The organism is Qipengyuania sp. S6317L1 (assembly GCF_023015615.1).
Taxonomy (GTDB): domain Bacteria; phylum Pseudomonadota; class Alphaproteobacteria; order Sphingomonadales; family Sphingomonadaceae; genus Erythrobacter.
In genome coordinates this window covers 663,293-688,167 of the sequence record NZ_JALKAJ010000002.1, presented here as the reverse complement: position 1 = coordinate 688,167, position 24,875 = coordinate 663,293, and the positions used below count along the sequence as shown (strand labels likewise).

Genomic DNA, 24,875 nt, shown 5'->3' with positions numbered 1-24,875 from the left:
ACTTTGCGTCGATCAGAATTCATCACCAAACCACCTCACGCGTGTTTGTTGGCCTTGCGCTTGCCAAAGCGCATATCGCCTTCGAGCTTGGCGCGAAGTTGCGCATAAAAGGCTTCCAGAAACGCTCTTTCATCACCAGCGCCCGGATCCCAACCGATCTTGCGGCAGATCGTCTCGTGGACGGGGCCAAGCGCCTCGTCCTTGTCTTCACGAAGGAGGCGTTCGAGCACCTGCAATTCATGCTCGCCATAGACGGAAAGCTCGGCTTCCCCGAACTCGTATTTGGCGCCCGTCACCGTGCTCGACCCGCTGGAGGCAGCAGCCCCGCTTGTCGACATGGTCTCGGCCAATTTGGTGCGCGGCGCTTCTACCACCCAGGTTCCGGCAATGATGTCACCTGCGCGCAGATTGTCCTTGTTGAAGAAGGGGAAGAACATGAAGATCGCAAACCAGACCGCGCCTGCGACGCCGTAACTTCCCCATTCCCCGCCTGGTGCGAGCATGATGAAAACCAGCGGCATGAAAAGCTCGATATCGCGCAGCAGATTGCGCGCGATCACCGCTTCTGGCGTGAGCCTCCCGCCGTCTCTTGCCGCCACTCTGATCCCGACAATGCGTTTGCCCCATGTCGCGCTGCGTGGGCCCAGCTCCATCGCCATGAAATAGCCATAGCGCATGAAGAACAGGAACAGGATGAAGAGGATGGTGAGGAATTCCAGCGCCCCTGATGCGCCCTCGATCGAATCCGATGCAAAGGTATCGGCGGCACCTCCGGCGACGAAGATGACAAGATACACAACGGCGTAGATCACGAGGAAGAAGAACAGGAAATCCAGGATAAGCGCGCCCAACCGGCTGCCCTTGGAGGCGAGCATGATCGGAATTTCGATGCCTTCTGGCGTCACCAGATAGCGTTCCTGCTTGGGCCGATTGGTGAGCCCGCGAAGCGAGACAGCTGCGCTCATAAGCCATCCTCCACGCGCGCAGGGCGATAGAGGAAGAAGTAAGTGAGCCAGAAGACCAGAAACGCACCGCCGATGGTAAAGCGTCCCTCGACACTGCCGACAAGCTGGCGAGGGAATGCTTCCAAGAGCCCTGCGATCACCATCATGAAGACGACGCCCGCCATCACCACTGCGCCGCGCCTTCCGCTCGCAGCTGCCGCCTCAAGCACCGATTTGTCGCCGGGAAAGGCCATGGAACGCCCGATGTGAAGCCCGGCTGCGCCAGCGAGAAGAATGGCGAAAAGCTCGGTCGTGCCGTGAACGCTGAGCCATGCGGCAAATTCCACACCGAGGTCCGCTCCCACAAACAGCCACATCATCGCGCCCAAAAGCGCCATGTTGTGAACCAGCAGGAGAAGCGAAGGGATGCCAAAGGCGAAGCCAAGAGCAAAGGCGAGGATCGCCACGCCCGCATTGTTGCTGAACAGGCTGGCAGCGAAGATCGACAGGCGGTCGGCGCTGTCCTCTGTGCCGAGCGTTTCCATCAAGGCCTCGCGGCTTGCACCGGGCACACGCGTATCGGCGAAGTCGCCCGGAATCAGGCGATAATACCAGTCCGTGTTCTGCGCGACGAGCAGCCAGCCCACAATCGTGCCGGCGACCATGACAAAAAGCGCGATGCACACATCGAGCCAGATTTCGCGCACCGCTCTGCTCCATCCGCCGAGGATGAACTCCTTGAACCAGGCAAAAAACCCTTTGCGCGGTCCATAAACCTGAAACCACGCGCGTTGGACGAGCGCCTCGAGATAGCTGAGCGTAGCGGCATCAAGCGAGGTTTCGCGCGCGACCGAAAGGCTGGAGGCGGCGGTCCGGTAAAGCGTGGGGAGCGCCAGAAGCTCCTCGTCGCTGATCCGGCGAAGCCCGCCTTTTTCCATGCGTTTGACGATGTCTTCAAGCTGTTGCCAATCCCCCTCGCGCTCCAGACGGAAGCGGTCAGAACGAAGCGCCGCGCTTTCGATATCGGGCGGGGCGGCGACGGCAGATTTGCCGAACCAGGAAGAGAGAACAGGCGCCTTCATCCGATCGCCTCGCTGTTCTTGATCGCATAGTAGCGGTCGATCAATTCATAACCGAGCTTGTCATAAGGGGCCTCGATCACGTCTATCCCCATCTGGCGAAGGCGTTGAAGCACGATGCGACGCTGTTGAAGAAGCGTGTCGGCGGTGACGCTTCGCGCGAGGGTTGCAATGTCGCCGGGTTCTTCTTCGATGAAGGTTTCAAGCTCGCTGTCCTGAATGGTGACGAAAAGAAGCAGGTGCTTTTTGACGAGCCTTCCCATGCTCTCGATCATCAATTCGGCGGCCGTTGGATCGGTAAAATCGGAGAACAGAACGATGAGCGAGCGGCGTTGAAGTTTCGACGTGAGCGTTGCGAGGGCAAGCGTAAAATTGGGCTCGGCGGGTTCGTAATCGAGCGCGGCAGCCGCCGATTGCAGGCGGTGGAAGGCGCGGCTGTCCGACACGAAGGGTGTCATCACCTGCGGGCTTTGCGCAAAGCCGAAGAGTGCTGTTTTATCGCCGTTTTTAAGCGCGACATAGGCGCAGGTGAGCGCCGCCGACACCGCACGGTCGATGCGCGGCAGACCATCGACAGGCTCGCACATCGCCTGACCGCAATCGAAGGCGAAGACGATCTGGTTGTTGCGCTCGCTCTCGTTCTCGCGGGCGTAAAGCGCGACGTGGCGCGCGCTCGCCCGCCAATCAATCCGGCGTCGATCCATGCCCGGCTCGTATTCGGTCAACGCCTCGAACTGCGTGCCCTCGCCCCTGATGCGCCGCGCGATCAGGCCGTTTTGCGCATCGCGAAGGAAGGTTTGCAATTCCTTTGAACGCACCGGCGACAAGTCCGGCCAGATGCGGACCTCCTGATCTTCCAGCTCTTTGACTTCTTGCCTTGCACCAAGGCCCAATGGCCCACTCCAGCGGAGCCACCCACGGGTGATTGGGGCCGTCCCGCGCCGCGTGGGATAAACGCTTTCGCTGCCGCTGAATTCGTGTTCGGCATCGCCGGGGATGAGCTTGATGACTGTTCGCCCATCGGTCCCCAGGCGGGGGTCAAATTCAAGAGCGGCCTCGTGCCCTCGTGCGCCGCCGCGATTGAAACGGGCGTGGACGTCGAGCGGCGTTTCCTGACCCACTTCGGTGTCCGCTGGCGCGACGGCATGCCATTGTTCACAGCTCCCCGCGATCCATCCATCAAGCGCGATCAGAGCCACCAGTGCCACCGCGATGATCGGCGCGATCACCCAATATTGCGGCGAAATCGCGCCCACCACCACGGCAAGTGGCGCAAGCGCAGCCACGCTCCAGGCGGCGCGCTCGGTCGGGACCAAAGGAAGGGCGGGAAGGGTGGGGAAGCTGGGCACGGGGGTTTGTCGGTTTACCTTGGCGCCTCGGTCATTTCGATCAGCTCTGCGACCAGAGCCTCAAGATCGCGCCCTTCGATTTCGGCCGCAGGGCTCAGCGTGAGGCGGTGGCGAAGGACCGGGACGGCAAGCGCCTTTACATCGTCTGGAATGACATAATCGCGCCCATCAAGAGCCGCGCGTGCCTTCGCAGCGCCGGCGAGCATGACAGCAGCACGCGGGGACGCGCCCACGGTGAGGTCTGCGTGTTCGCGCGTTGCCCGCACCAGTCGCACGACATAGCTTGCGATGTCATCGGCCAAGGTGACTTGCGACAGCGCGGACGTTGCCTTGGTCAAAACATCGGCATTGGCAACCGCGCTGACGCCGAGATCGGCGGGATGCTGCGGCCCCTGACGTGAGCCGAAGTTCGCGACGATGCGCGCTTCCTCGCCTTCATCGGGATAGGGTACGAGCAACTTGAACAGGAAACGGTCCAATTGCGCTTCGGGCAGGGGATAGACGCCTTGGTTCTCGATCGGGTTCTGCGTTGCCACAACCATAAAGCGTGGAGGCAACTGGTGGGTTTCCCCATCCAGCGTCACGCGGCGTTCCTGCATGGCTTCGAGCAAAGCGGCCTGCGTCTTTGGCGGTGTGCGGTTGATCTCATCAGCCAGCAGAAGCTCGCAGAAAATGGGGCCTCTCGTCAAAGTGAACTGGCTGGTCTGAAAGTTGAAAAGGTTCGAGCCCAAAATGTCGCCCGGCAAAAGATCGGGCGTGAATTGGATGCGTCCGAAATCAAGCCCCAAGGCGGTCGAAAATGCCTGTGCCAGAAAAGTTTTGGCCGTGCCCGGAGGTCCTTCCAGAAGCACATGACCTTGCGCGATCATGCCGACTAGCAGCTGGTCGATCATGTCCTGCTGGCCCACGATCGCCTTTGCAACTTCGGCGCGGATCTTGTCCGCCAGTGCGCGCAGGTCGTTTAAGGACATGGCAGCTGTTTGTGTCGTCTCAGCCGTGCTCATTTATCAGATTTCCCCATTGTCTTGATGACGAGTTCGTTCAGGTGGCGCGCGGCGCGCAGGATTTCTGCGGCGCGGGTGGCGTTTTGCAGTTTGGTAACGCGGTTTGAAAAGGGTTCTTCGTCGGGCAGTCGTTGACGAAGGGCGGTATCGATTGCCTCTGCATCAGGTTTGGCAAGCCCGAGCGCGCTGCCCATTTTTCGGGTGTTTAGCGCGATGTAAGGCGATGCAAGAAGCGGCAGCCGCCGTGCCCGTATAATCAGGCCTGCACCGTTTTTGACCAATTGCGATTTGCCAAAGCTCTCCTCGCGCCCGCTCGCCGCAACAGGGCCAAAGCGTAGAAATGCGCGCCAGCCGACAATCAGCATCGCAAGGATCAGGCACAGCGTTGCAGCCAGAAAAGGAGGCTGGAAGGCTAGCGTGAGCAGGTTGGTCGATCCACCAATGCCGACAAGAGTAAGGTCGAAAGTGACATCCATGTCCTCATACCCCGCTTCCCGCACGATCTTGAGTGCGAGCGCCGCTCTTTGCGGATCGGCAAGCCCGTAATTGTTCATGAGGTCGGGCTCGACAACGAAGGTCACCCAATGCGCCTCGTCGTAGAAATAGGTGCCCTCTTGTCCGATCACGTTGAGCGCGAGTGTTCGCCCGCTCGAATCGACCACAATCGCTTCATGGTCGGGATCCTTCTCGACAAAAATCGAGCGCGCGTCAGGGAGCTCTCCCGATAATCCCAATCCGCCCCAACGCTTGGGCGCTGCTTCGGCACTCGGCGGCGCGATCTCGCCATAAAGCAGGGTGTAGGGGCCGGACAAATCCTCGGTCCATTTGGGAGCATTCGTCCCCATCAACTTAACCCAGTCGTCCTGAACGCGATCCTCGTCTTCTTCTGCGATGTCGCCGCTGGGGCGACCGACCAACCACTTGGGCAGGATCACTAGCGTGGGACCAGCGTATTGCCGGTTACTCAAGAGCTCATCAATTTCTTCGGCATCGGCGTTTGTCGGGGGCGTTATGACGAGAAGACCGCTTGTTTCTAGCCCGCTTGCGAGCCGCGATTTCTCGACGTTGAAGCCATTGGCATCCAGCAGTTTCACAAGCCCGGAATAGCCATGGATGGCATTGGAGGATGCGTGCGCATTGCGGTTTGAGCTATCTGCGCCAGTGTCGCCTGCGCCAATGAAATAGAGCATGGCAAGAAAGGCCGCAAAACCGATTACAAGGATTGCGAGTATAGCTCTTGTGCCAAAGGGCGATGCGCCGCGCGCTGGTGTCGCCGCCTCGCTCATGCGGCGGCTCCGTCGTTTGAACGAAGGGAAATCTGCGCGAAATTGGCATAGGCCTCGCGGGCCGCTTCCCAATCGCTTTTGTCGAGCGGGCGCAGGGCAAACAGGCTGCGCTCTACACGATCCGCGATAGTGCCAAAGGCATCAGCTGCGCGCTCGGACAGGGCCGGAAGCGCGGCGAGTTCGCGCGCGGTGCTGCTGGGGTCGACCCATGTTGGCTGCGCTTTGGCGATGTGGTTGACGCTGCGCTTCAACAGGAGGTGCGTTGCTTCATCAAAGCGCCCTTCTGCGGCGAGGCGATCGGCATCGGCGAGAAGGGCCACGCTTTCCTTGCGGGTCGGCTGCCATTCGGGATCGCTTGCCGCACCGCTTGCGCCTGCGGCCTGTTCGCTGCGCATTCGCGCCAGCGGGCCGAAACTGCGCGCAAGCCAATAGAGCACGAACGCTGCAAGCAGCGCCAGGAGGACCCATTTGAGCACGTCCCAATTGCTTGCGAGAAACCTGCCGACGGGCCCGAAAAGTCCCGCCAGGGCTTCCATGATGACAAGCCAGATTTCATCGAACCAGCCCGGTTCGCGCACTTCGGGCGGGGCCATCGCAAACTCATCGAACTGAATGTCGGGATCATCGCGAAGCGCGCGCCACCCTTCGGGCGCGGGCACACCCTCTTCAGAAGCAATCACCGGATTGGGGGAAGCTGCGGTCATCCTTCGCAGGTGGTGGCATGGCTATCGCTGCCAAGCAACACACATCAGACCTCAAATCACAGTAAAACGGGCGCTTTAACGGCTATCCGCGCTTCCTTGCCTGCTCATACGTCCCCAAAATACGCAGCTCTTTGGAATGAAACGCACATTCTTCGAGCGCTCTGTCCACCGCTGGGTCGCCGGGAACTCCGATAATATCGGCGTAAAACATCGTGGCCGAGAAACTTGCGCCCACCTGATAGCTTTCAAGCTTGGTCATATTGACGCCGTTGGTCGCAAATCCGCCGAGCACCTTATAGAGCGCAGCGGGAATATTCTTCACCTCGAAGATGAAGGTGGTCATTGCAGGTTTTTCCGGATCCGCTTTCAGGAAAGTCGGTTTGTCGGCAAGGATCACGAAACGCGTCATGTTATCATGTGCGTCTTCGACGTGGTCCTGCACGATCTGGAGGCCGTAGAGTTCAGCCGCAATCGCGGGGGCAATCGCACCAATCGTTGGGTCGCCCATCTCTGCTACGTGCGCCGCAGCTCCTGCCGTATCAATAAAGTTCAATGGCACGATGTCATGGTCACGCAGGAACTTGCGCGATTGGCCAAGGGCTTGCGGGTGGCTGTAAGCGGCCTTGATTGTATCGAGCGAGCCTGCGCTGCCCGCCCCGTTGGCGGCCGGTGCCATCAGCGCGTGATGGATGGGCAAAAAGTATTCGCCAACGATCGAAAGGCCACTTTCTGGAAGAAGGAAGTGAATATCGGCAACCCGGCCGTTGTGCGAATTTTCGATCGGTATGATCGCCTGACCCGCTTCGCCCGCCTTCACCGCGTCCAGTGCATTGGCAAACCCGAAACAAGGCAATGGCGCCAAATCGGGACAGGCCTCAATCGCGGCTCTGTGGGAATTGGCCCCGGGCGAGCCCTGAAATGCCACCGCCTTCGATGGGTCGCGCGCCGCAATGGCCCTGAGCTCTTCGACAATGGGCATCGCTGGTTTGGGAAAGCTTAACATGATGCAGCGGGTGCTATCCCCGAGCGCGGCTAGTGGCAAGTCCCGGGGTACATGGTCAAACTTGGTTGACCCCACCATTTGTATGGGACGCAAGCTTTGTTGATGCGTTTGACCTTGCGCATGGACAAAGGCCCGATTATGTGGGCGCCGGGATGACACAGGACAACGCGAATAACATGTCAGATAACGACCAAGGATCGGGCGATCTGTTTAACACCGCTGCGGGCTGGGTGCTCTTTGCAGCTGGCCTCGGATTGGGTCTTTCGATCCTCTCGGGTAAATATTTTCACGCCGACAAGCCGGAGCGTCCCGAAACGCTTGGCTATGTGATCGAAGGTGCTGAAGAAGAGGGCGCAGGCCCCGCAGAAATCAGCTTTGCCGAAGCTCTTGCATCCGTAACCCCTGCTGATGGCGAAAAGGTTTTTGCCAAATGCGCCGCGTGCCACAGCGTTGAGCAGGGTGGCGCGAACGGCGTTGGTCCAAACCTTCATGGCGTCATGGGCGCGAGCCTCGGCAGCAAGGCTGGCTTTAGCTATTCAAGCGCGCTGACGAGCAAGGGCGGCAATTGGGGCTGGGAAGAAATGAACCAGTGGCTCGATAACCCGCGCGGCTACATCGATGGAACGTCCATGGGTTTTGCCGGCCTTTCGAAGATCGAAGACCGCGCCGCTGTTGCGCTTTACCTCAACACGTTCGGCTCCAACCTTCCGGTGCCTGAATTCGTGCCCGCTGAAGAGCCTGTCGCTGAAGAAGAGGCCGAGGCTGTTGCTGACGAGACTGCAGAGGTCGAGGCAGACCAAAACGCAGCTGAAGCGACTTCAGAACAAACAGAAGCAGCGCAGAGCTAAATCACGACTCGGGTGCGGGCTTAGTCCCGCCCCTTGAACCCCTGCGCAACCACATACCACTCAGAAGACCCCTTGCGGCTCGCAGGGGGTTTTGCGTGTTTGACGCTTTTGAAATGGCTTTTCAGCAGTTTGAGTAATTCGGCATCGGTTCCCCCGGCCAGAACCTTGGCAACATAGGCGCCGCCTTTCTCAAGCGTTTCGACAGCAAACCATGCGCCGGCCTCGACGAGGCCCATGGTGCGCAGGTGATCGGTCTGCTTATGGCCCACCGTATTGGCGGCCATGTCCGACAGGACCAGATCGGGCGCTCCGCCCAGAGCCTCTTCAAGACGCGCGGGCGCTGCGTCATCCATAAAATCCATTTCGAATATGGTGACGCCTTCGATGGGTTCTGTCGGCAGAAGGTCGATACCGACCACATGGGCCTTTGGCGCTTTCTTGCGCACCACCTGGCTCCATCCGCCCGGCGCAATCCCGAGATCGACGACCCGGCTGGATCCCCGAATCAGACCGAATTTCTCATCCAGTTCGATCAGTTTATAGGCCGCACGGCTGCGATACCCATCAGCCTTGGCTTTCTTGACATAGGGGTCATTCAATTGCCGCTGAAGCCAGCGGGTAGAACTTTCGCTGCGCTTTTTTGCGGTTTTAACCCGTTTATCGGGGTCGCGTCCTGAACGTGTCATCGAAGCCTTATCCTGCTGCGCGGTTTCGAGGGTCGTCTCCGCGCGCCTCATGTAAAGATCGGCGCGAACGCTCGCCCTGACGCTCGGCTGCCATAAGGCTGCGCAAGATCCCTTCGCGAATGCCCCTGTCAGCGACGCCCAACCGGCCCGCTGGCCAGATGTCGAGGATTGATTCAAGGATTGCACAGCCCGCGACAACAAGGTCGGCGCGGTCCTGGCCAATACAGGGCAACTCGCTGCGTTCGGCGCGTGACATTCCCGACAATCGCCCGCTGATATCGCGCATCGAACCGGAAGGCACGATCAGTCCATCGACCGCCTTGCGATCATAATGCGGTAATTCGAGGTGAAGGCTTGCCAGAGTGGTGACCGTGCCGCTGGTGCCAAGCAGGCGAATATCATCGTGTCCAGCGGCCTCGGCAATGCGTTTGGCGAAGGGTGCGAAGCTCTCGGAGACGACTTCACGCATCTTGGCATAGCGTGCAAGACGCGCCTCGCGGCCCGGCGATCCACCCACTCCCACTTTGGCGATCGTATCGGTAAGAGAAACCACGCCCCACGGCACGCTTTGCCAGTCAATAATGCGCGGTATTTTCTCGCCCGGTTCAAGCAGGACAAGCTCGGTCGACCCGCCGCCGATATCAAAGATCACCGCAGGGCCTTCTCCTGCCTCAAGCAGGATATGACAGCCCAGCACTGCAAGTCGCGCTTCCTCCTCGGCGCTGATAATGTCGAGGGCAATGCCGGTTTCGCGCTTCACCCGCTCGATAAAGGCCTCGCCATTGGTGGCCCTGCGGCACGCCTCGGTCGCAACCGAGCGGGCAAGGCGCACATTGCGGCGGCGCAATTTCTCCGCGCAGATCGCAAGCGCGCTCATCGTGCGCTCCATCGCTTCATCGGAAAGGCGGCCCGTTGTTGCCAAATTTTCGCCCAGCTTCACCACCCGGCTAAAAGCATCGATAACAGTGAAGTCGCGCCCGGATGGCCTTGCAATCAGCAAGCGACAATTGTTGGTCCCCAAATCGAGCGCGGCATAAGCTTCCCCCGACTTGTGATGCTGCACGCCAGACCCATGCCGGTGCCCCTTGTCCGGATGGCCTGCTTTTCGCAAGCGCCCGTCGTCCCGCGCCCGGCTAACGCCACGCTGGTTCCTGCGTCCATTTGTGTTGTTTGAGCCTTTTGCAAAAGCGACATCATTGTCACAATTTGCCGCGCTACCTCGCTTTTGCGAGCCGCGTTTTGCATTGGCCCTGTTATCAGAAGCCTTGCCCTGCTGGCTGGAGCGCTTGTAGCGAAAATCGGCTACTTTGCCGGACTTGCCGCTCCGTTTTTTGCCAGCATTATCTGTTCTGTCCGGCGGAAGCGTATCCGCCATAATTGTCGTTCTTTCATCTCACCGATTGCACGTTTGGCATCGGCACCTGACGCCAGATTTAGACGATGCGCGGGCGAAGAGCAAGCGAGCTTGCAGTTGATTGACCGGTGGCGCGGTCGTATCGAAAGGCAAGTCTTTACCAAAACGCACCGATCTTGTTTCGAGCCTCGATGACGCAACCCCCATTCTGGACCTTGCACGAAGAAGCCTGCGCGCGCGGGGAGACCGTCTACATCGACCCGCAGACAGGTTTCACCGTTTTCACCAGGCTGGGCCTGCTTGCGCGCGAAAGATGTTGCGGGGCAGGGTGCCGCCATTGCCCCTTTGGCCATGAAAGCGTGCCGGTAGAACGGCGCGCATCGCGGATACAGCAGCCCGCCTGGCTTAGTGAGTTGCGCCCTGACCCGTCGCAAACGCCAGCGGTTCTTTTCTGGCGTGGTGGCAAGGACAGTTTCCTTGCCCTTCGCTCGGTCGAGAGAGAAGGAGCGTTTGCCCCTGTTCTGCTTACCACTTTCGACCCTGCCACCCGCACGCTCGCGGGGCAGGGGTTGAGTGTCGCCGACGTTGTCGATCAGGCGCAGAACCTTGGCCTCGGTTTAATCGGTGTGCCTTTGCATGACGGGGTCGATTACGCGGCGCAGATTGTTCCTGCGTTCGATCTGATTCCTGACGCACGGCATGTGTTCTTCCCCGACCTTGGCCTTGAACCCATCCGGCAATGGCGCGAGGCGACTTTCGCGGGCAATCCAGAAACCGCGCCCATGACACTGCATTTCCCGCTGTGGGGCGAAGATTACAACGCACTTTTGGCCGATCTCGAGGCCTCCGGTGCCAAGTGCGAGGTGAGCGCCGTCACCGGGAGCGTAAGTGGGATGGAGGTGGGTTCGCCCTTCAACGCTCAACTGTGCGAGCGCTTGCCGGATGCAGTGGACGCCTTTGGCTTGAATGGCGAATTTCGCACCAGAATGGTGTTCGAAATGCGCACTGTTACGGAACCAAATTAGCGTGGCAACGTTAGCGCACTGAACCCTCGGGCTGTGATGGCCCTGCGCAAGCTTTGCTGCGGACTTTTGACATCGTGACATCGGTCTTGCGTCTCAACACCGTTCGAACGCCCTATGGGATTTTCAAAGGCATCTTCCTTTGGCTATGAGAGATTTGTGATCGAAGACACCGATCTGGACTTAGACGCGCGACAAGCGTTGGCCGATGGAGGGGCAATCATGCGCGAAGTGCGCGATGACGATGGCCGTTATTTCACCCGAAAGGTTGAGCCCTACACCTCCGGTGTGGGCGGTGTGATCGTCACATACGAACCTTCGGACAACAGCGAACAGATCGTCGCGGCCCACGATCAGATCGTCCAATCACTAGCCGCTGGCATGGCGCAGATTGGTGTGTGGATCTTTGATCCGCAAGCGGGTGAAGCCTCCTGGGATGAACGCTCGGCGCGGATTACCGGGCTGGAAAAAGAGCACAATGCAATAAGCGAGGAGTCCTTCGCAGAGCGCATCGCATCAGGTGACCGCACCCGTTTCAGAAGCGCGATGGATGCAGCGATACACGAAGGCGCACAGCTTGATCTGGAACTTCGGTTCAAGAAGCCTGAAGGCGATACGATCTGGCTCAGAATACGTGGCGAACGCGCGATGAGGGGCGGCACCCCGACCCTCGTGTGCATCCTTGCCGACGTTTCGGAGACAGAGGCGAACCGATCGCGCAGCACCTTTATGATGCGGGAGCTTGATCACCGTGTGAACAATCTGCTCGCCATAATTCTGTCGATCGCGGAAGTTTCGGCACGCTCGAACACCGATCTTCAAACTTACGCAAAAGAATTCAGGGCGCGGCTGGAATCGATAGCCCGCACTCACAGTCTGCTTGCACATGGCGGGTGGTCGGGACCACCGCTCAAGGCCCTGATCGAAAAGGAACTGAACGCTCATGCGGCGAGCAACCGTGTCGAGGTCGATGGTCCAGAGCTCATTCTGTCACCCGGCGCTGCTCAATCGCTTGCGATGTTCTTTCATGAACTCGCGGCGAACGCGGCGAAGCACGGCGCATTGTCAAGCCACGATGGCCGGATTGATGTATCGTGGGGCATCGCCACAGACGACGAGGGTGCACTTGAACTTTGCTGGCAGGAAAGCGGTGGGCCGCTCGTCGTGCACCCTGAACGTGATGGTTACGGCGGCAAAGTCATCAACCGGATCATTGGCCGGCAATTGCAAGCCGACGTGACAACGCAATGGCACGAGGAGGGTATGTGCCTCAAAGCCCAAATTCCGCTCGCCAAGATCATTCAGAACGCCACTGAATAGTCACAACTGGGCTCTTGCCGCGATGGGGTTGCGCGCCTAGGTCACGGTCCATGAACGACAAAACCAACGAACACGATCTTGCGGGACGCAAATTCTATCCCGCAGAAGAAGAGAGCCGCTTTGCAGATCAGGCTCCTGAAAAGACCCCGCAAACAGAACACCCCGCCTACAAGCTGGCGTTTCGCGACACCGACTTCCTGTTGCGCGATGAATTGCGCCCGGTTCGCTTCCAGCTCGAGCTTCTCAAGCCCGAGATGCTTCTGGATGAAGCGCGCGTGGGCTCGACCATGGTCATGTATGGCTCGGCGCGAATTCCTTCACCAGAAGAAGCGCAGGCCAAGATCGATGCGGCCAAGAATGGTGATGAGTGGGACCAGAAGGTAGCAGCGAACCTTGCCAAGAAGGCCAAATATTACGACGAAGCGCAAAAGCTTGCGCGCATGGTTTCCGAAAAAGCGATCATCGAGGATGGCAAGCGCCAGTTTGTCGTGTGTTCTGGTGGCGGCCCGTCGATCATGGAAGCGGCCAATCGCGGGGCAAGCGATGCTGGCAGCGAGAGCATCGGCCTCAACATCATCCTGCCGCATGAGCAGGCGCCCAACTCATACGTAACGCCTTATTTGTCGCTGAACTTCCACTACTTCGCGCTTCGCAAAATGCACTTTTTGCTGCGCGCTCGCGCGGTTGCGGTGTTCCCGGGTGGCTTTGGCACGTTCGACGAATTCTTCGAGCTTTTGACGCTGGTGCAAACCGGCAAGATGAAGGCGATGCCGATTCTTCTTTTCGGCAAGGATTTCTGGAGCCGCATCATCGACTTTGAAGCCTTTGCCGAAGAAGGCACGATTTCGAAGAAGGACCTCGACCTCTTCCAGTGGTGCGAAACCGCAGACGAGGCGTGGGGCCACATCTCGGAATTTTATAATCTCGACTGAAGCTAGAAGCTGCGTACCGCCTGGTGTCCTAGCGGGCCATTGCCCGCACCATATCCGGGCGCTGCCTTGATGGCATTGAGCACGAATTGACGGCCCAGTTTGACCGAATGCTCTAGGCTTTGCCCGTGTCCCAGAAGGGTCGCGATGGCGGAGGAAAGCGTGCACCCGGTGCCGTGGGTATGGGGTGTGTCGATCCGCTCGTGCTCGAATTGCACTGTGCGGCCTTGAGGCTCGTAAAGTAAGTCGATCACCCGCGCGTCCTGCGTGTGTCCACCCTTGGCAAGGACAGCCGTTCCCGTGATGGCCGAAAGCTCCTTGGCTGCGTCGATCATTTCGTCGGTCGTGTTAAGGCTGCGACCCAGAAGATGCGCGAGTTCGGGCAGATTGGGCGTGATGAGCGACGCCAGCGGGAACATCGTGTCTCGCAAGGCAGCGACCGCGTCCGGATCAATCAGCGCCGCGCCGCTGGTTGCGACCATAACCGGGTCGATCACAATCGGCGCGTCCACATTATCAAGTGCACCGGCGACCTGTGCGATGACGTCTGCATCGTGAAGCATCCCGATCTTGATCGCATCAATGCCGATATCCTCGACGCATGACGCAATCTGGCTTGCCACTACGCTGCCCGCCATGGGCGCGATTGCCTGAACGCCGACGCTGTTTTGGGCGGTCACGGTGGTAATGGCGGTCATCGCATATCCGCCCAGCATTGTGATCGTCTTTATATCTGCCTGAATGCCTGCGCCGCCACTGGAGTCTGATCCAGCGATGGATAATATGCGCGGAGGGTTTGTCATCCTTCGCCAGCCTTACGACGCGCTGCGAACGGCATCGCACACGCGGTCAACCACTGCCTCGACCTGTGCAGCATCATCCCCTTCCGCCATGACCCGGATCACAGGCTCTGTGCCCGAGGCGCGGATGACCAGTCGGCCTTTGCCTTCCAGTTCGGCTTCCACCTCGGCTATGACATTCTTCACCGTCTTGTTTTCAAGCGGCGCACCGCCTTCGTAGCGCACGTTTTTAAGCAATTGCGGCACGGGATCGAACTGGTGGAGGATTTCGCTTGCAGGTTTGCCTGAGCGAACGAGCGAGGCAAGCACGCGCATTGCGGCGACCGTGCCATCGCCGGTTGTGCCGTGGTCGGTCAGGATCATGTGGCCCGACTGCTCGCCGCCTACGTTAAAGCCGCCTTCTTTCATGCGCTCAAGGACATAGCGGTCACCCACTTTTGTCCGCTCCAATGTCAGGCCCCGATCCTGCAAATGCCGCTCCAACCCAAGGTTCGACATGACGGTTGCGACAACGCCGCCGCCTTTGAGGGAGCCTTTTTCGTGCATGCGGGTGGCGATAAGGGCCATGATCTGGTCGCCATCGACCTTGCGCCCTTTTTCATCGACCACGATGAGCCGGTCAGCGTCCCCGTCCAGGGCAATGCCAATATGCGCGCCTTCTGCCACAACCTTCGCCTGAAGCGCCTCGATCGAGGTGGAGCCCACGCCATCGTTGATGTTTGTGCCATTGGGGGTGACGCCCAAGGTAATAACTTCTGCGCCAAGCTCCCAGATCGCGGACGGCGCCACCTGATAGGCGGCGCCATTGGCGCAATCGACCACCACCTTGAGATCGTCAAAACGGACATCACTGCCCACCGAATTCTTGACCGCGTGGATATAGCGCCCGCGCGCATCTTCGATCCGGCGAGCGCGCCCGATATTTTCAGCCGATGCCAACTTGGGCTGGGCTTCAAGCAATGCCTCGATCTCGGCCTCGGCTTCATCCGATAGCTTGAACCCGTCGGGGCCAAACAGCTTGATACCGTTGTCGGCGTACGGGTTGTGGCTTGCCGAAATCATCACGCCAAGGTCAGCGCGCATCTCCCGGGTGAGAAGGGCAATGGCGGGTGTTGGCAGGGGGCCGGTCATAATCACATCCATGCCCACGCTGGTAAAGCCGGCGACCAGTGCGCTTTCCATCATATAGCCGGAAAGCCGTGTGTCCTTGCCGATCACCACGCGGTGGCGGTGCGTGCCGCGCACAAAGTAATTGCCCGCCGCCTGCCCAACACGCATCGCGGTCGCAGCGGTCATAACGCCTGCATTCGTGCGGCCTCTGATGCCATCTGTGCCAAAAAACTTGCGTGTCATGGAAAAACTGCTTCCCGTTCTGAACCTAAAGGTCGCCGCCAATAGCAGCGCAATCTTGCAACAGCGTTATTGGCATGCGCGCCATTTGTCACTTTGTTCTGACAAGGTTATCGCTCATGCAAAGACATCGCGCGAGAATTACGAGGGACACTTGATTTGAATGATGTGAGCGACAAGCCGGCGACGGACGCGGGATACGAACTGGTCACGATCCGCCTTCCGGTGATTGCGACCTTTGCCGCATTGGTGGTGGGCCTGGGCCTCGGCGTGGCGCTGGGCGGAGCCGAATTGCCGGAGCGGGTGCTGCAAGTGATCAGCCTCATCGGAAATTTGTGGCTGCGCGCGCTTCAAATGACGATCATTCCGCTCGTCGCAGCGTTGCTTGTTCTGGGTCTTGCACAAATGGTCGCTGCCGCGCGCGCAGGAACAGCAGCACGGCGGTTTCTGGGCCTCGTGTTCGGTGTCCTCATCCTTGGCGGGATATTTACCGCACTCGTGCTGCCTTGGCTTCTCGAAGTATTTCCGATCCCTGAAAGCGCGAGCGGGTTTTTGGCCGAAGTGCCCGACGATGAGCTTGCCGTGCCCGACATCCTCGACTTCATGGCCTCGCTCATCGCGCCCAATATGATCGCAGCGGCAGCGGAGACCGCGATGCTTCCGCTTACGATCTTCTTTGCGCTTCTGGCGATTGCGATTTCGCAGCTCCCCAAGGATCAGAACGCGAGCCTGATGGGCTTCTTCCACGCCCTTGCCAACGCGATGCTGCTTATCATCGGCTGGGTGCTGTGGATTGCGCCTGTTGGCGTGTTTGCGCTCGCCTTTGGTGTAGGAATGCGCAGCGGGGGCGGGGCATTCGCGGCGCTTGGTCATTATATTCTGGTGGTGTCTGCAATGGGCGCCTTTATCCTCCTCCTTGCCTATGTCGTGGCTTGGGCGCTCGGCGGGATCAACCCTTTGCGTTTTGCCCGCCAGATCATCCCGGCACAGGCCGTTGCCATCTCAACGCAAAGTTCGCTCGCCAGCCTTCCGGCCCAACTGGATAGCGCCAGTCGTCTGGGCTTGCGCTCGACCACCGCAGAATTTGTCTTGCCGCTTGCCGTTGCGATTTTTCGCGCAACCTCTCCGGCGATGAATATCGCGGTCGCAATGTATGTCGCAGCGCTCGCGGGCGTGGAGATCACGCCTGCTTTGGCCGTCGCCGGGATATTGGTCGCACTTATCATTTCGGTGGGGTCGGTCAGCTTGCCCGGGTCGATCAGCTTTGTCGTTTCGATCGGGCCCATTGCCCTTGCGATGGGCGTGCCGGTCGAACCGTTGGCCTTGCTTGTCGCGGTCGAAATGCTGCCCGACATCATGCGCACATTGGCCAATGTAACAATGAATGTCGCTGTGGTGAGTGCGGTTGACCGGAAAGCCGATTAGGCGCCCACTTATTTGACGGGGACCTGTTCCTCTTCGCGCCCGCGATGCGAAACGTCGCCTTTGAACAATGGCTCTCCGAAGACGAAACCGATCAGATTGGGCCTGCCGATGTGATCGAACAGCGCCGTGAGTGTGAGCAAGATGGGAACCGACAAGAGCGCGCCCGGAACGCCCCAGATCCATGTGAAATAGGACAGCGCGATAAGAATCATCACCGGGCTCATGGTAAAGCGCGCACCAAGGATGGACGGGGTGATGACATTGCCCTCCACCGCGTTCAGGCCAAGATAGGCGAGCGCCGGGATCATTCCGAGCCACACCGTCTCCGCCGTCCCGATCCCGAAGAGCGCGAGCAGCGCAAACATCGCCATCGGGCCGATGTAGGGCACGAAATTGAGGATCATCGCAAGGCCGCCCCACATTATCGGTGCATCAACGCCAAGGGCCCAGGCGCCCACCGCCACGATCACCCCGACGCCGGTGTTGATCATGCCAACGGTCATTATGTATGCGGCGACCTTGTCCTGCACCTCGCGCATTGCGCGCGCGGCCTTGACACTTGAGCCAAAGCTTTCCCGATCGAACAAGAGGTGGCGGCGCATGCGAACGCGCGCTTCGATCATAAAGAACGCCATCAGCATCATGATAAGCAGCTCGACCACCACTGACGGTGTTGCGAAGGCTATCTCTTCGAGCAGGCTTGGGGTGGCCAGAACCACGCGCGATGTGCCCGTGTCGCCCATGAGTTTGGCAAGTTCGGCATTCGCAATTGCAAGCCATCTGAATTCGTCACGAAGTTCCTCGAACCGCTGACCCACTCGGCCTGATATTTCCGGAATCTGGTCGAACAGATCGAGCGCAGGCTGAAGAATCAGGGCCAGCGCAAGCAGCACCACTCCCAGGAACACCAGGAGCGCAAGGAGCGAGGCAAACACATTGGGAAGCCCGAGCCGCGCCAGATGGTCGGCGAGCGGAGAAAGCAGGATGGTCAAGAGCACGGCCGTCACCAATGGCAGGAAGACGACCGAACCGATGGACAAGACAAAAGGCAAAGCGAGAAAAAGGCCAATCCCGATCAACACCACGAGCGATGACATCAGGCGCAATTGCTGCGCGCTCACATCGTCTCGTACGGGAAGCGGCCCCGGTGTCTCATGGCGTGGATGTTGGTTCATAGGTCGCTTCGTCCCCCTTCTCGTAATCTATGGAAGGAGCGCAGTTACGCCAAGCCCGCACTGTGAGGGTGCGTGATTTGAGGGTCAGCCCGTATTTCTTCCGCCGTCGACGAAGCCGCTACCGGCGACCACGCTATCGAGTTCGTCAAGGATTTCGGTATGCGCGGTGCCATCTTCGATGGAGCGGCCAGGAACGCTGTCTTTTGAAAGCATTTCATTGAGCGCTGCACGCGCACGGCCAACGCGGCTCTTGATCGTGCCAAGCGCGCAGCCGCAAATCTCGGCTGCTTCTTCGTATGAAAATCCGCCAGCCCCCACAAGCAACAGCGCCTCGCGCCGCTCCGGTGGCAGGGTCAGCAGCGCGCGATGCATATCGGACAGGTGCAGAGGCTCTTCTTGCCCGGCAGGCTGCGTCAGGATGCGCTCTGCCACGCCTTCGTCATAGGTTCCGCGAAAACGGTTGCGACGCATATCGGTAAGATAGGCATTGCGCAAAATCACAAAAGTCCACGCGCGCATGGATGTGCCGGGCTGAAACCGGTCTTGCGCAGCCCATGCCTTGAGCAATGCCTCTTGCACCAGATCATCGGCCATATCCGCACGACCGCAAAGCCCGCGGGCAAATGCACGAAGGTGAGGGATAACCTCGGTCAGCTCGCGCTTGAAAGCTGCGCGTTCCTTGGCGGTCGGTTTGTTGGGAGCTGTATTTCCTGCCACTAATTGGACTTTCCGGTGCCGGCGTCACCTTCGCCGGGCCCGGTGCCTTCATCGAAAGCGTCGAGCAGGTCTTGAAAACTGTCCGGTAGCGGTTCGTCCACGACCGAATTGTATAGCTGTTTGAGCCCATCCGCCCACGCAGGCGCGTCAGACCCGTTCTGTAACGGGGACTTCGCTTTTTTGTTAGGCGTGTTGTTTTCAGTGTTCTCGGCGGAGCTCATTGGTGAACCTGCAATATCCCAAGCCTGACGGGAAATACCGCAGACCATGATCCACCGCAATGTCGCATTTTGCACGGTGGTAATGTCGATAAAACACCCGAGCTGCGCAAATGTTCCATTTCTTTGCGATACCGGCAAAGGTGGTCGAACATCTCACGCAGAATATCTCGTGACGCTTCCGTTTAACCAAAGAAAAGAGCCTGACTTATCGAGGCTTTCACGGTTTCTTCGCGGAATGGCTTGGTCACCAGATACGTAGGTTCCACGCGGTCACCGGTGAGGAGCCGCTCTGGGTATGCGGTGATGAAAACCACCGGAATTTCCGCGATCTCCATGATGTCCTTCACCGCATCAAGGCCCGATGAACCATCCGCGAGTTGGATGTCGGCGAGAATAAGGCCCGGACGATTGGCTTCGACCGATTTGACCGCTTCGTCTTTCGTGGTTGCGGTCCCGCTAATCTCATGGCCCAGCGAGAGTACGAGATCTTCCAGCTGCATCTGAATCATCGGTTCGTCTTCGATCACCAGAACGCTGGTTCTCTGCTCTGCGTCGATTTTCGCGATCGCCGCCTGGTTGAGCTTTTCGACCGTGTCCGCGTCAATCCCCATGATCCGCGCGGCTTGTTCGGTGTTGAACCCTTCAACAGTTGTCAAAAGCAATGCCTGGCGGGTCTGGTCGGCTATCGCATCAAGCTTTGCAAGTGCGCTTGCCTCTTTGGTGTCGTCGGTTGACGCGGCCTGAGAGCTGGTACCGCGCTCATCCAGAACCAGATGGAAAACCCGATAAAGTGCATCGCGCTCACCCGCGAGCGAGTTCTTCAGCGTTTCATCAGCAAGCGCTTTTTCCAGCGCCTGTTTGACCATGGCATCGCCGCGCGCCTGAGATCCGCTAAGCGCACGGGCGTAGCGGCGCAAAAAAGGAAGTTCGCCTGCAATTTTCTGACTCAGCGACAAAATAGCCTCCAGCGCACTCGTTTAAATGTGAGAGAAAGCGACAAAATCTTGCGATTGTAGCGCCTCGGTTGAGCGCTCATATTGGCGCAAATTTATGCTTTCGCAAACTCTGAAAAAAAATTTTTTCAAGATTGGGAACCCACATGGCTTGCGATCATTTATTGAATGTCGCCAGCCTGATCCCCCTCCCGTCCATGTGGCTGGCGACAAGATCCCGAAAGGCCCTCGCTCCCAGAGAGCGGGGGCCTTTTTGGTTGGCGATGCCATTGGACCTTGTGCTTTCAAACCAGGCTTTTTTCATAGATCGCATATTCGCGATTGATCTCGCTTTTAATCGTGTCGGCGATGGCGACCATCCCCTGATTGTCTTCGAGAATCCATCCGATCTCGCCGCGGTGTGATCCGTATTTGCCCGTCGCATTTTCGCGAATGTAGCTGATCATCATGAAGGCAAGCTGGCTGGCAAGCCGCGAGTTCTGGAATTCCTTGAGCACTCCCATCAACGGGACACGCATGCCTCCTCCCCTTGGGTTCCTCAGCCAGCGCAGCAGATGAAACCAGCCGAACGGGAACAGCTTGCCTTTTATTCTGGCAAGCACATGGTTCACATCGGGGAACACGAGCATGAAGGCCACCGGGCGTCCATCGACCTCGGCAATCATGTTAAGGTCTTCCTTGATGATAGGCTTGAGCTTTTTGCCGCCATGTTCGACTTCTTCGGGGGTGAAGGGGACAAATCCCCAATTGTCCGACCAGGCATCGTTGAGGATCGACAAGACGATTGCGGCATCCTCGTCCCAGCGCTTGCGATTAACCTGACGGATCGTGATCCGTTCGTTTCGCTCCCCTGATTTGACAATGCGTTGGACGAGCGGGGGGAACTCACCGGTAATATCAAGGTCATAGGTGAAGAGCGTCTTGGCACGGGTGTAACCGGCGCCCTCAATCCAAGCCTGATAATGCGGTGGGTGGTGGCCCATCATTACCATGGGCGGATGATCGTGGCCTTTGACGAGCAGACCCGGCTCTTCCCACATTGCCATTGATATAGGGCCAAGCACGCGCGTCATTTTTTGCGCCTTCAGCCACCCCTCGGCAGCTTCCATCAACGCCTTGGCCACGGCTTCGTCCGCTGCATCGAAATAGCCGAACATGCCCGTGCCTGGGCCAAAACCCTGCTCTGGCGGCATCTTCAGCGCGAGTTCATCGATTTGCGCAGATATGCGTCCTACAGGTTTGCCGTCCCGTATGGCTAAAAAGAGCTGAGCTTTGGTGTGACCAAACAGCGGGTTTTTATCGGGATCGACAAGCTCCAATTGTTCAGAGCGTATCTGAGGGACTGAAAATGGAACACGCGCAGCAATCGCGCGGCCCAGATCGACAAATCGGGCGCGCCCTTTTTTATCCGTGACCGGTTCAATCGTGATCGGTGAAGTCATTCGTTCCCCGTAGCCCTCTTGATTTGCGTCAATGCTTGCCTCTTGCCCCTTTGCCATGAAGTGCCCGAAGCCATGACGCAAGACAATCGATCACTGAGATCACCACACACAATTTGCGATTGTGCGCTGCAATAGGGTATACGCTGCGCCTCAAGGATACTTCATCGATGACCATGCACCAATCCATCTCACCTGACGGCGCGCCCGAGGCGTCAATGCCGCGTGCGACCCGCGCCGATTTTCAGACGCAGGACGATAAGGATATGCTGCGCGCAGCGCGCGAGCTGACCAAGGACTTGGGCGAGGCAAAGGCCGCCATTTACTGGACCGACATGCTGATCTCCACCGGCATTGGATATGCGGGGATCGCCGTGGCCATTCTGGCGAGCAATGTGGTCGTGGCTGTACTTGCAGGACTGATCGCATCGCTTGCGCTTTATCGCTCGCTCATGTTCATTCACGAGCTTACCCATATTCACAAAAACGCTCTTCCCGGTTTTCGTCTGGGGTGGAACCTGCTTGTCGGTATTCCGATGATGGCGCCCAGCTTCATGTATGAAGGGGTGCACGTCATCCATCACAAGCGCACGCAATACGGCACCATCGAAGACCCTGAATATCTGCCGCTTGCGCTGATGAAACCGTGGAGCTTGCCGGTTTTCGTGATCGTAGCTTTGCTCGCTCCGGTCGCGGTTCTTATCCGTTCAGGCATTCTCGTGCCTCTGGGTCTTGTGGTCCCGCCACTGCGCCGTTTTGTATGGGAGCGCGCCTCTTCGCTTTCGATCAACCCCGATTTCCGCCGTAAACCCGCCAAGGGCGAGTTTGCCAAGCAGGTTCGCTGGCAACAATTCGGGGCCAGCGTCTGGGCAATCGCGCTCTTGCTGAGCCCGCTTGCAATCGGCTGGAAGCCTTTGCTGGTGGCTCTTGCCATCATGTCCTTCACCACGCTCCTCAACCAGTTGCGCACTCTGGTTGCGCATTTATGGGAGAATGAGGGCGAGCCGATGACGGTAACCGCGCAGTTTCTCGACAGCGTCAATGTGCCCCCTCCGGGACTGGCTGGAGAGATTTGGGCGCCGGTTGGCCTGCGCTATCACGCGCTGCATCACCTGATGCCGTCCATGCCTTACCACGATCTGCCAGAGGCCCACCGCCGTCTAGCGCGTGAGCTTGGTGTTGGCTCGACCTATGAAGGCGCGAACCACCCCGGGATGTTCACTCTGGTTGGCCGGATAGCGCGCAGCACCATGTTGCCGCGCTAGAAGGCTGCTAGCCCTTGATCGGCTGAACCTTCGACCCTGACGGCGGCTCGGTCATACCGGGCGGATTCGAGCCGCTTTCCATACTGTCCGGAAGGTTTCTCGCACCACTATCGCCACCGGGTAGGTCGGGGGTGTCTGAGCCGCTCGCGTCTTCCCCTTGTTGATCGCTCGCCTCTGCTCCGGCATCGTCGCTTTCGGCCCCCTCGGGATCAAGCGGAATGGCCTCGGCAATGTCGGGTGTTTCCTCATTGTCGCCGCTGCATCCGGCGAGGGCCCCTGACAAGGCGAGCGACAGGCTGATAATCGAGGCTCTGACGAAGCGTTTCATGGCGGCGGTCTCCTGAATTTGCTGCACCATAGCGCGTCTATATCATTCGAGGAAATGGATCATTGCGCAGCGTCTCGCAATGGGAAGACCATCGTCTGCCTCATTCGCGAGTTCGCCAGCAAGCCGGGGGTGCGCATCAAGCGCGGTGACCTCTTCAAAGCCGAGCCTTGCATAGAAGGGCGCATTCCACGGTAGGTCGCGAAAGGTGGTGAGGGTGAGAGCCTTGAACCCGGAATTGCGTGCATCGACTTGCGCCGCGCGGACCAGCCCTGCTCCAATCCCGCGCTGCTGGAAATCGGGGTGCACGTCCATTTCCCAAATATGAAGCTCGCGGCTGAAAGGCTGACTTACGAGAAATCCAGCCATGCGCTCACCCACATGCGAGACAAGGCAGTGACCCTTGCGGATAAGCGAGATGAGCTCAGGCTCTTCCCAAGTGTCGTCAAAATCGAGCCTCGCCAAATCGGGATCACCGGCAAACAATGCCGAAGCCGCGCTTTCGATAGCAGGCATTTGCGCTGCATCTGCGGGCCGCGCCAGGCGGAGCGACCAATCGCGCCCCTGCGCACCGACGCTCATTCTTCTGTCCGGATCAGAACCGTCTCACCCACGAGAAGGAAAAGCAGGAACGGAGCCCAAGCGGCGAGGAAGGGCGGATAGCCGCCAAAGCTGCCCATTGCGAGCGCCGCATTGTCGACTACGAAATAGGCAAAGCCCAGGGCCATGCCGATCACCGCGCGCACGAACAATTGGCCGGACCGCGCAAGCCCAAAGGCCGCAATTGAGCCCAGAAGCGGCATCAGGAGCGCCGACAAAGGTCCGGAAATCCGGTGCCACCATTTGGCGCGCATTTCCGAGGTGCGCCTTCCCGCTGCCTCATACTCGTCAATCGTCTCGCCCAGTTCCCAAAAGCTTTGCGCGTCAGGATCGACCGATTGAAGGTCGATTTGTTCAGGGGTGAGACCCTCTCCCACCACGATGCTGTCGACGACTTGTGTCTCGACGCTGCCCACATCGAAGCGGGCGGCGTCCACCAATTCCCATCCCGGGCCCGCGTAGGTCGCGCTTGCCGCTCTTACCTGTTCGCTGATGATCCCGCCCGGTGCGCGCGTGTACCATGTGACATTGCCAAGCTCGATATTCTCGCCCGTTCCTGTCAGCGTCTGTGCAGTCAGAATATTATCGCCATCCGTCACATAGACATTGGAACGCACGCCCGAGACTTCCGGAATGGGGCCGTATTCGGCGGCATCCCATGCTTTCAAGGTGGCATTGGCGCGCGTTACCACGCGCTCGTTAAATCCAAAGCTGATGAGAGCGACCAGAGCCGCTGTCAGAAGAAGGGGCGAAAGCACCTGGTGGGCCGAAAGCCCCGCCGCCTTCATCGCGACGACTTCGCTGTTCTGGTTGAGTGTGACCAGTGTGATCAACGTTGCCAGCAGCACCGAATAGGGAAGGAATCGCGCAGCAAGCTGCGGCACGCGCAGGCTCACATACCTCCAGATTTCAGCCTGGCCATTGCCCTCTGGCTCCAGGATCTTGCCTGTATTGCCGAGCAGGTCGAGCGCCATGAGCACCACGACCAGCATCACCAGCACCGCAGCGATGCGCACGACGAACATCTTGCCAAGGTAAAGCGTCAATGAGCGCGAGGGGAAAAAGTCCAGTTGCATG

The 24,875-nt window shown here is 58.9% G+C and carries 25 protein-coding genes; 6 read left to right on the top strand and 19 right to left on the bottom strand.

All coding sequences use genetic code 11. The annotated features are described in order from the left end of the window. Positions 1 to 35: 35 nt before the first annotated feature. The 7 genes from MWU38_RS04610 to MWU38_RS04580 all read right to left on the bottom strand — a co-directional run bounded on the left by MWU38_RS04610 (position 36) and on the right by MWU38_RS04580 (position 7,369). Entirely contained in the window at positions 36 to 965 is a 930-nt protein-coding gene (locus MWU38_RS04610) for an RDD family protein (protein ID WP_247270646.1), read from the bottom strand. Further along, positions 962 to 2,026: a stage II sporulation protein M gene (locus MWU38_RS04605; protein ID WP_247270645.1), complete on the bottom strand. Its 1,065-nt coding sequence runs from the start codon at positions 2,024 to 2,026 to the stop codon at positions 962 to 964. The genes MWU38_RS04610 and MWU38_RS04605 overlap by 4 nt, the downstream gene beginning before the upstream one ends. Continuing rightward, complete coding sequence (locus MWU38_RS04600; RefSeq protein WP_247270644.1) at positions 2,023 to 3,372, bottom strand: DUF58 domain-containing protein; 1,350 nt, start codon at positions 3,370 to 3,372, stop codon at positions 2,023 to 2,025. The genes MWU38_RS04605 and MWU38_RS04600 overlap by 4 nt, the downstream gene beginning before the upstream one ends. Before the next feature lie 14 nt (positions 3,373 to 3,386). Further along, complete coding sequence (locus tag MWU38_RS04595) at positions 3,387 to 4,343, bottom strand: MoxR family ATPase (protein WP_247271239.1); 957 nt, start codon at positions 4,341 to 4,343, stop codon at positions 3,387 to 3,389. A 29-nt stretch (positions 4,344 to 4,372) separates the two neighbouring features. Continuing rightward, on the bottom strand, positions 4,373 to 5,662 hold the full coding sequence (locus MWU38_RS04590) for a DUF4350 domain-containing protein (RefSeq protein WP_247270643.1): 1,290 nt from the start codon (positions 5,660 to 5,662) through the stop codon (positions 4,373 to 4,375). Next, complete coding sequence (locus MWU38_RS04585) at positions 5,659 to 6,366, bottom strand: DUF4129 domain-containing protein (RefSeq protein WP_247270642.1); 708 nt, start codon at positions 6,364 to 6,366, stop codon at positions 5,659 to 5,661. The genes MWU38_RS04590 and MWU38_RS04585 overlap by 4 nt, the downstream gene beginning before the upstream one ends. 82 nt (positions 6,367 to 6,448) lie before the next feature. After that, the gene (locus MWU38_RS04580) at positions 6,449 to 7,369 is read right to left on the bottom strand and encodes a prephenate dehydratase (RefSeq protein WP_247270641.1); all 921 of its coding nucleotides are present in this window, start codon (positions 7,367 to 7,369) and stop codon (positions 6,449 to 6,451) included. Between the two features lie 65 nt (positions 7,370 to 7,434). Here MWU38_RS04580 and MWU38_RS04575 point away from each other — a divergent pair, with 65 nt between their 5' ends. Continuing rightward, positions 7,435 to 8,217 carry a cytochrome c family protein gene (locus tag MWU38_RS04575; RefSeq protein WP_247270640.1) on the top strand — a complete coding sequence of 261 codons (783 nt, stop codon included), beginning with the start codon at positions 7,435 to 7,437 and terminating at the stop codon, positions 8,215 to 8,217. A 20-nt stretch (positions 8,218 to 8,237) separates the two neighbouring features. On the opposite strand, the gene MWU38_RS04570 is transcribed toward MWU38_RS04575, so the two are convergent. Together MWU38_RS04570 and MWU38_RS04565 are read right to left on the bottom strand one after the other, a co-directional pair. Next, positions 8,238 to 8,903, bottom strand: coding sequence for an RlmE family RNA methyltransferase (locus tag MWU38_RS04570; RefSeq protein ID WP_247270639.1), 666 nt, complete (start codon positions 8,901 to 8,903; stop codon positions 8,238 to 8,240). A 7-nt stretch (positions 8,904 to 8,910) separates the two neighbouring features. After that, entirely contained in the window at positions 8,911 to 10,278 is a 1,368-nt protein-coding gene (locus MWU38_RS04565) for a Ppx/GppA phosphatase family protein (RefSeq protein WP_247270638.1), read from the bottom strand. A 170-nt stretch (positions 10,279 to 10,448) separates the two neighbouring features. Here MWU38_RS04565 and MWU38_RS04560 point away from each other — a divergent pair, with 170 nt between their 5' ends. From MWU38_RS04560 to MWU38_RS04550, 3 genes are all read left to right on the top strand, one after another. Beyond that, positions 10,449 to 11,282 (top strand): DUF5522 domain-containing protein, encoded by an 834-nt coding sequence (locus MWU38_RS04560; protein ID WP_247270637.1) that lies wholly within the window; start codon positions 10,449 to 10,451, stop codon positions 11,280 to 11,282. Between the two features lie 156 nt (positions 11,283 to 11,438). Further along, positions 11,439 to 12,599 (top strand): HWE histidine kinase domain-containing protein, encoded by a 1,161-nt coding sequence (locus tag MWU38_RS04555; protein WP_247270636.1) that lies wholly within the window; start codon positions 11,439 to 11,441, stop codon positions 12,597 to 12,599. 50 nt (positions 12,600 to 12,649) lie between these two features. After that, the gene (locus tag MWU38_RS04550; RefSeq protein ID WP_247270635.1) at positions 12,650 to 13,531 is read left to right on the top strand and encodes a TIGR00730 family Rossman fold protein; all 882 of its coding nucleotides are present in this window, start codon (positions 12,650 to 12,652) and stop codon (positions 13,529 to 13,531) included. A 2-nt stretch (positions 13,532 to 13,533) separates the two neighbouring features. Here MWU38_RS04550 and thiD read toward each other — a convergent pair whose 3' ends face one another. Both thiD and glmM read right to left on the bottom strand, forming a co-directional pair. Then, positions 13,534 to 14,331: a bifunctional hydroxymethylpyrimidine kinase/phosphomethylpyrimidine kinase gene (thiD, locus tag MWU38_RS04545; RefSeq protein WP_247270634.1), complete on the bottom strand. Its 798-nt coding sequence runs from the start codon at positions 14,329 to 14,331 to the stop codon at positions 13,534 to 13,536. Positions 14,332 to 14,343: 12 nt separating this feature from the next. Continuing rightward, complete coding sequence (gene glmM, locus MWU38_RS04540; protein WP_247270633.1) at positions 14,344 to 15,681, bottom strand: phosphoglucosamine mutase; 1,338 nt, start codon at positions 15,679 to 15,681, stop codon at positions 14,344 to 14,346. Positions 15,682 to 15,846: 165 nt separating this feature from the next. On the opposite strand from glmM, the gene MWU38_RS04535 reads away from it, so the two are divergent. Then, positions 15,847 to 17,103 carry a cation:dicarboxylase symporter family transporter gene (locus MWU38_RS04535; protein ID WP_247270632.1) on the top strand — a complete coding sequence of 419 codons (1,257 nt, stop codon included), beginning with the start codon at positions 15,847 to 15,849 and terminating at the stop codon, positions 17,101 to 17,103. Positions 17,104 to 17,111: 8 nt separating this feature from the next. Here the strand turns inward: MWU38_RS04535 and MWU38_RS04530 are convergent, their stop codons facing one another. From MWU38_RS04530 to MWU38_RS04510, 5 genes are all read right to left on the bottom strand, one after another. After that, positions 17,112 to 18,278, bottom strand: coding sequence for an AI-2E family transporter (locus MWU38_RS04530; protein ID WP_247270631.1), 1,167 nt, complete (start codon positions 18,276 to 18,278; stop codon positions 17,112 to 17,114). An 84-nt stretch (positions 18,279 to 18,362) separates the two neighbouring features. Beyond that, positions 18,363 to 18,995: a sigma-70 family RNA polymerase sigma factor gene (locus MWU38_RS04525; protein WP_247270630.1), complete on the bottom strand. Its 633-nt coding sequence runs from the start codon at positions 18,993 to 18,995 to the stop codon at positions 18,363 to 18,365. After that, the gene (locus MWU38_RS04520) at positions 18,995 to 19,216 is read right to left on the bottom strand and encodes a NepR family anti-sigma factor (protein ID WP_247270629.1); all 222 of its coding nucleotides are present in this window, start codon (positions 19,214 to 19,216) and stop codon (positions 18,995 to 18,997) included. Before MWU38_RS04520 ends, MWU38_RS04525 begins: the two co-directional genes overlap by 1 nt. A 182-nt stretch (positions 19,217 to 19,398) precedes the next feature. Beyond that, positions 19,399 to 20,172 carry a response regulator gene (locus MWU38_RS04515; protein WP_247270628.1) on the bottom strand — a complete coding sequence of 258 codons (774 nt, stop codon included), beginning with the start codon at positions 20,170 to 20,172 and terminating at the stop codon, positions 19,399 to 19,401. A gap of 281 nt (positions 20,173 to 20,453) precedes the next feature. Next, entirely contained in the window at positions 20,454 to 21,611 is a 1,158-nt protein-coding gene (locus MWU38_RS04510) for an N-acetyltransferase (RefSeq protein WP_247270627.1), read from the bottom strand. Between the two features lie 215 nt (positions 21,612 to 21,826). On the opposite strand from MWU38_RS04510, the gene MWU38_RS04505 reads away from it, so the two are divergent. Then, positions 21,827 to 22,873, top strand: coding sequence for a fatty acid desaturase (locus MWU38_RS04505; protein WP_247271238.1), 1,047 nt, complete (start codon positions 21,827 to 21,829; stop codon positions 22,871 to 22,873). Between the two features lie 7 nt (positions 22,874 to 22,880). Here MWU38_RS04505 and MWU38_RS04500 read toward each other — a convergent pair whose 3' ends face one another. Genes MWU38_RS04500 through lptG form a run of 3 tightly spaced genes read right to left on the bottom strand, consistent with a single transcriptional unit; the run spans position 22,881 to position 24,874 of the window. After that, positions 22,881 to 23,201: a hypothetical protein gene (locus MWU38_RS04500; protein ID WP_247270626.1), complete on the bottom strand. Its 321-nt coding sequence runs from the start codon at positions 23,199 to 23,201 to the stop codon at positions 22,881 to 22,883. Positions 23,202 to 23,243: 42 nt separating this feature from the next. After that, positions 23,244 to 23,780, bottom strand: coding sequence for a GNAT family N-acetyltransferase (locus MWU38_RS04495; protein ID WP_247270625.1), 537 nt, complete (start codon positions 23,778 to 23,780; stop codon positions 23,244 to 23,246). Further along, complete coding sequence (gene lptG / locus MWU38_RS04490; protein WP_247270624.1) at positions 23,777 to 24,874, bottom strand: LPS export ABC transporter permease LptG; 1,098 nt, start codon at positions 24,872 to 24,874, stop codon at positions 23,777 to 23,779. The genes MWU38_RS04495 and lptG overlap by 4 nt, the downstream gene beginning before the upstream one ends. Between the last annotated feature and the right edge of the window lies 1 nt (position 24,875).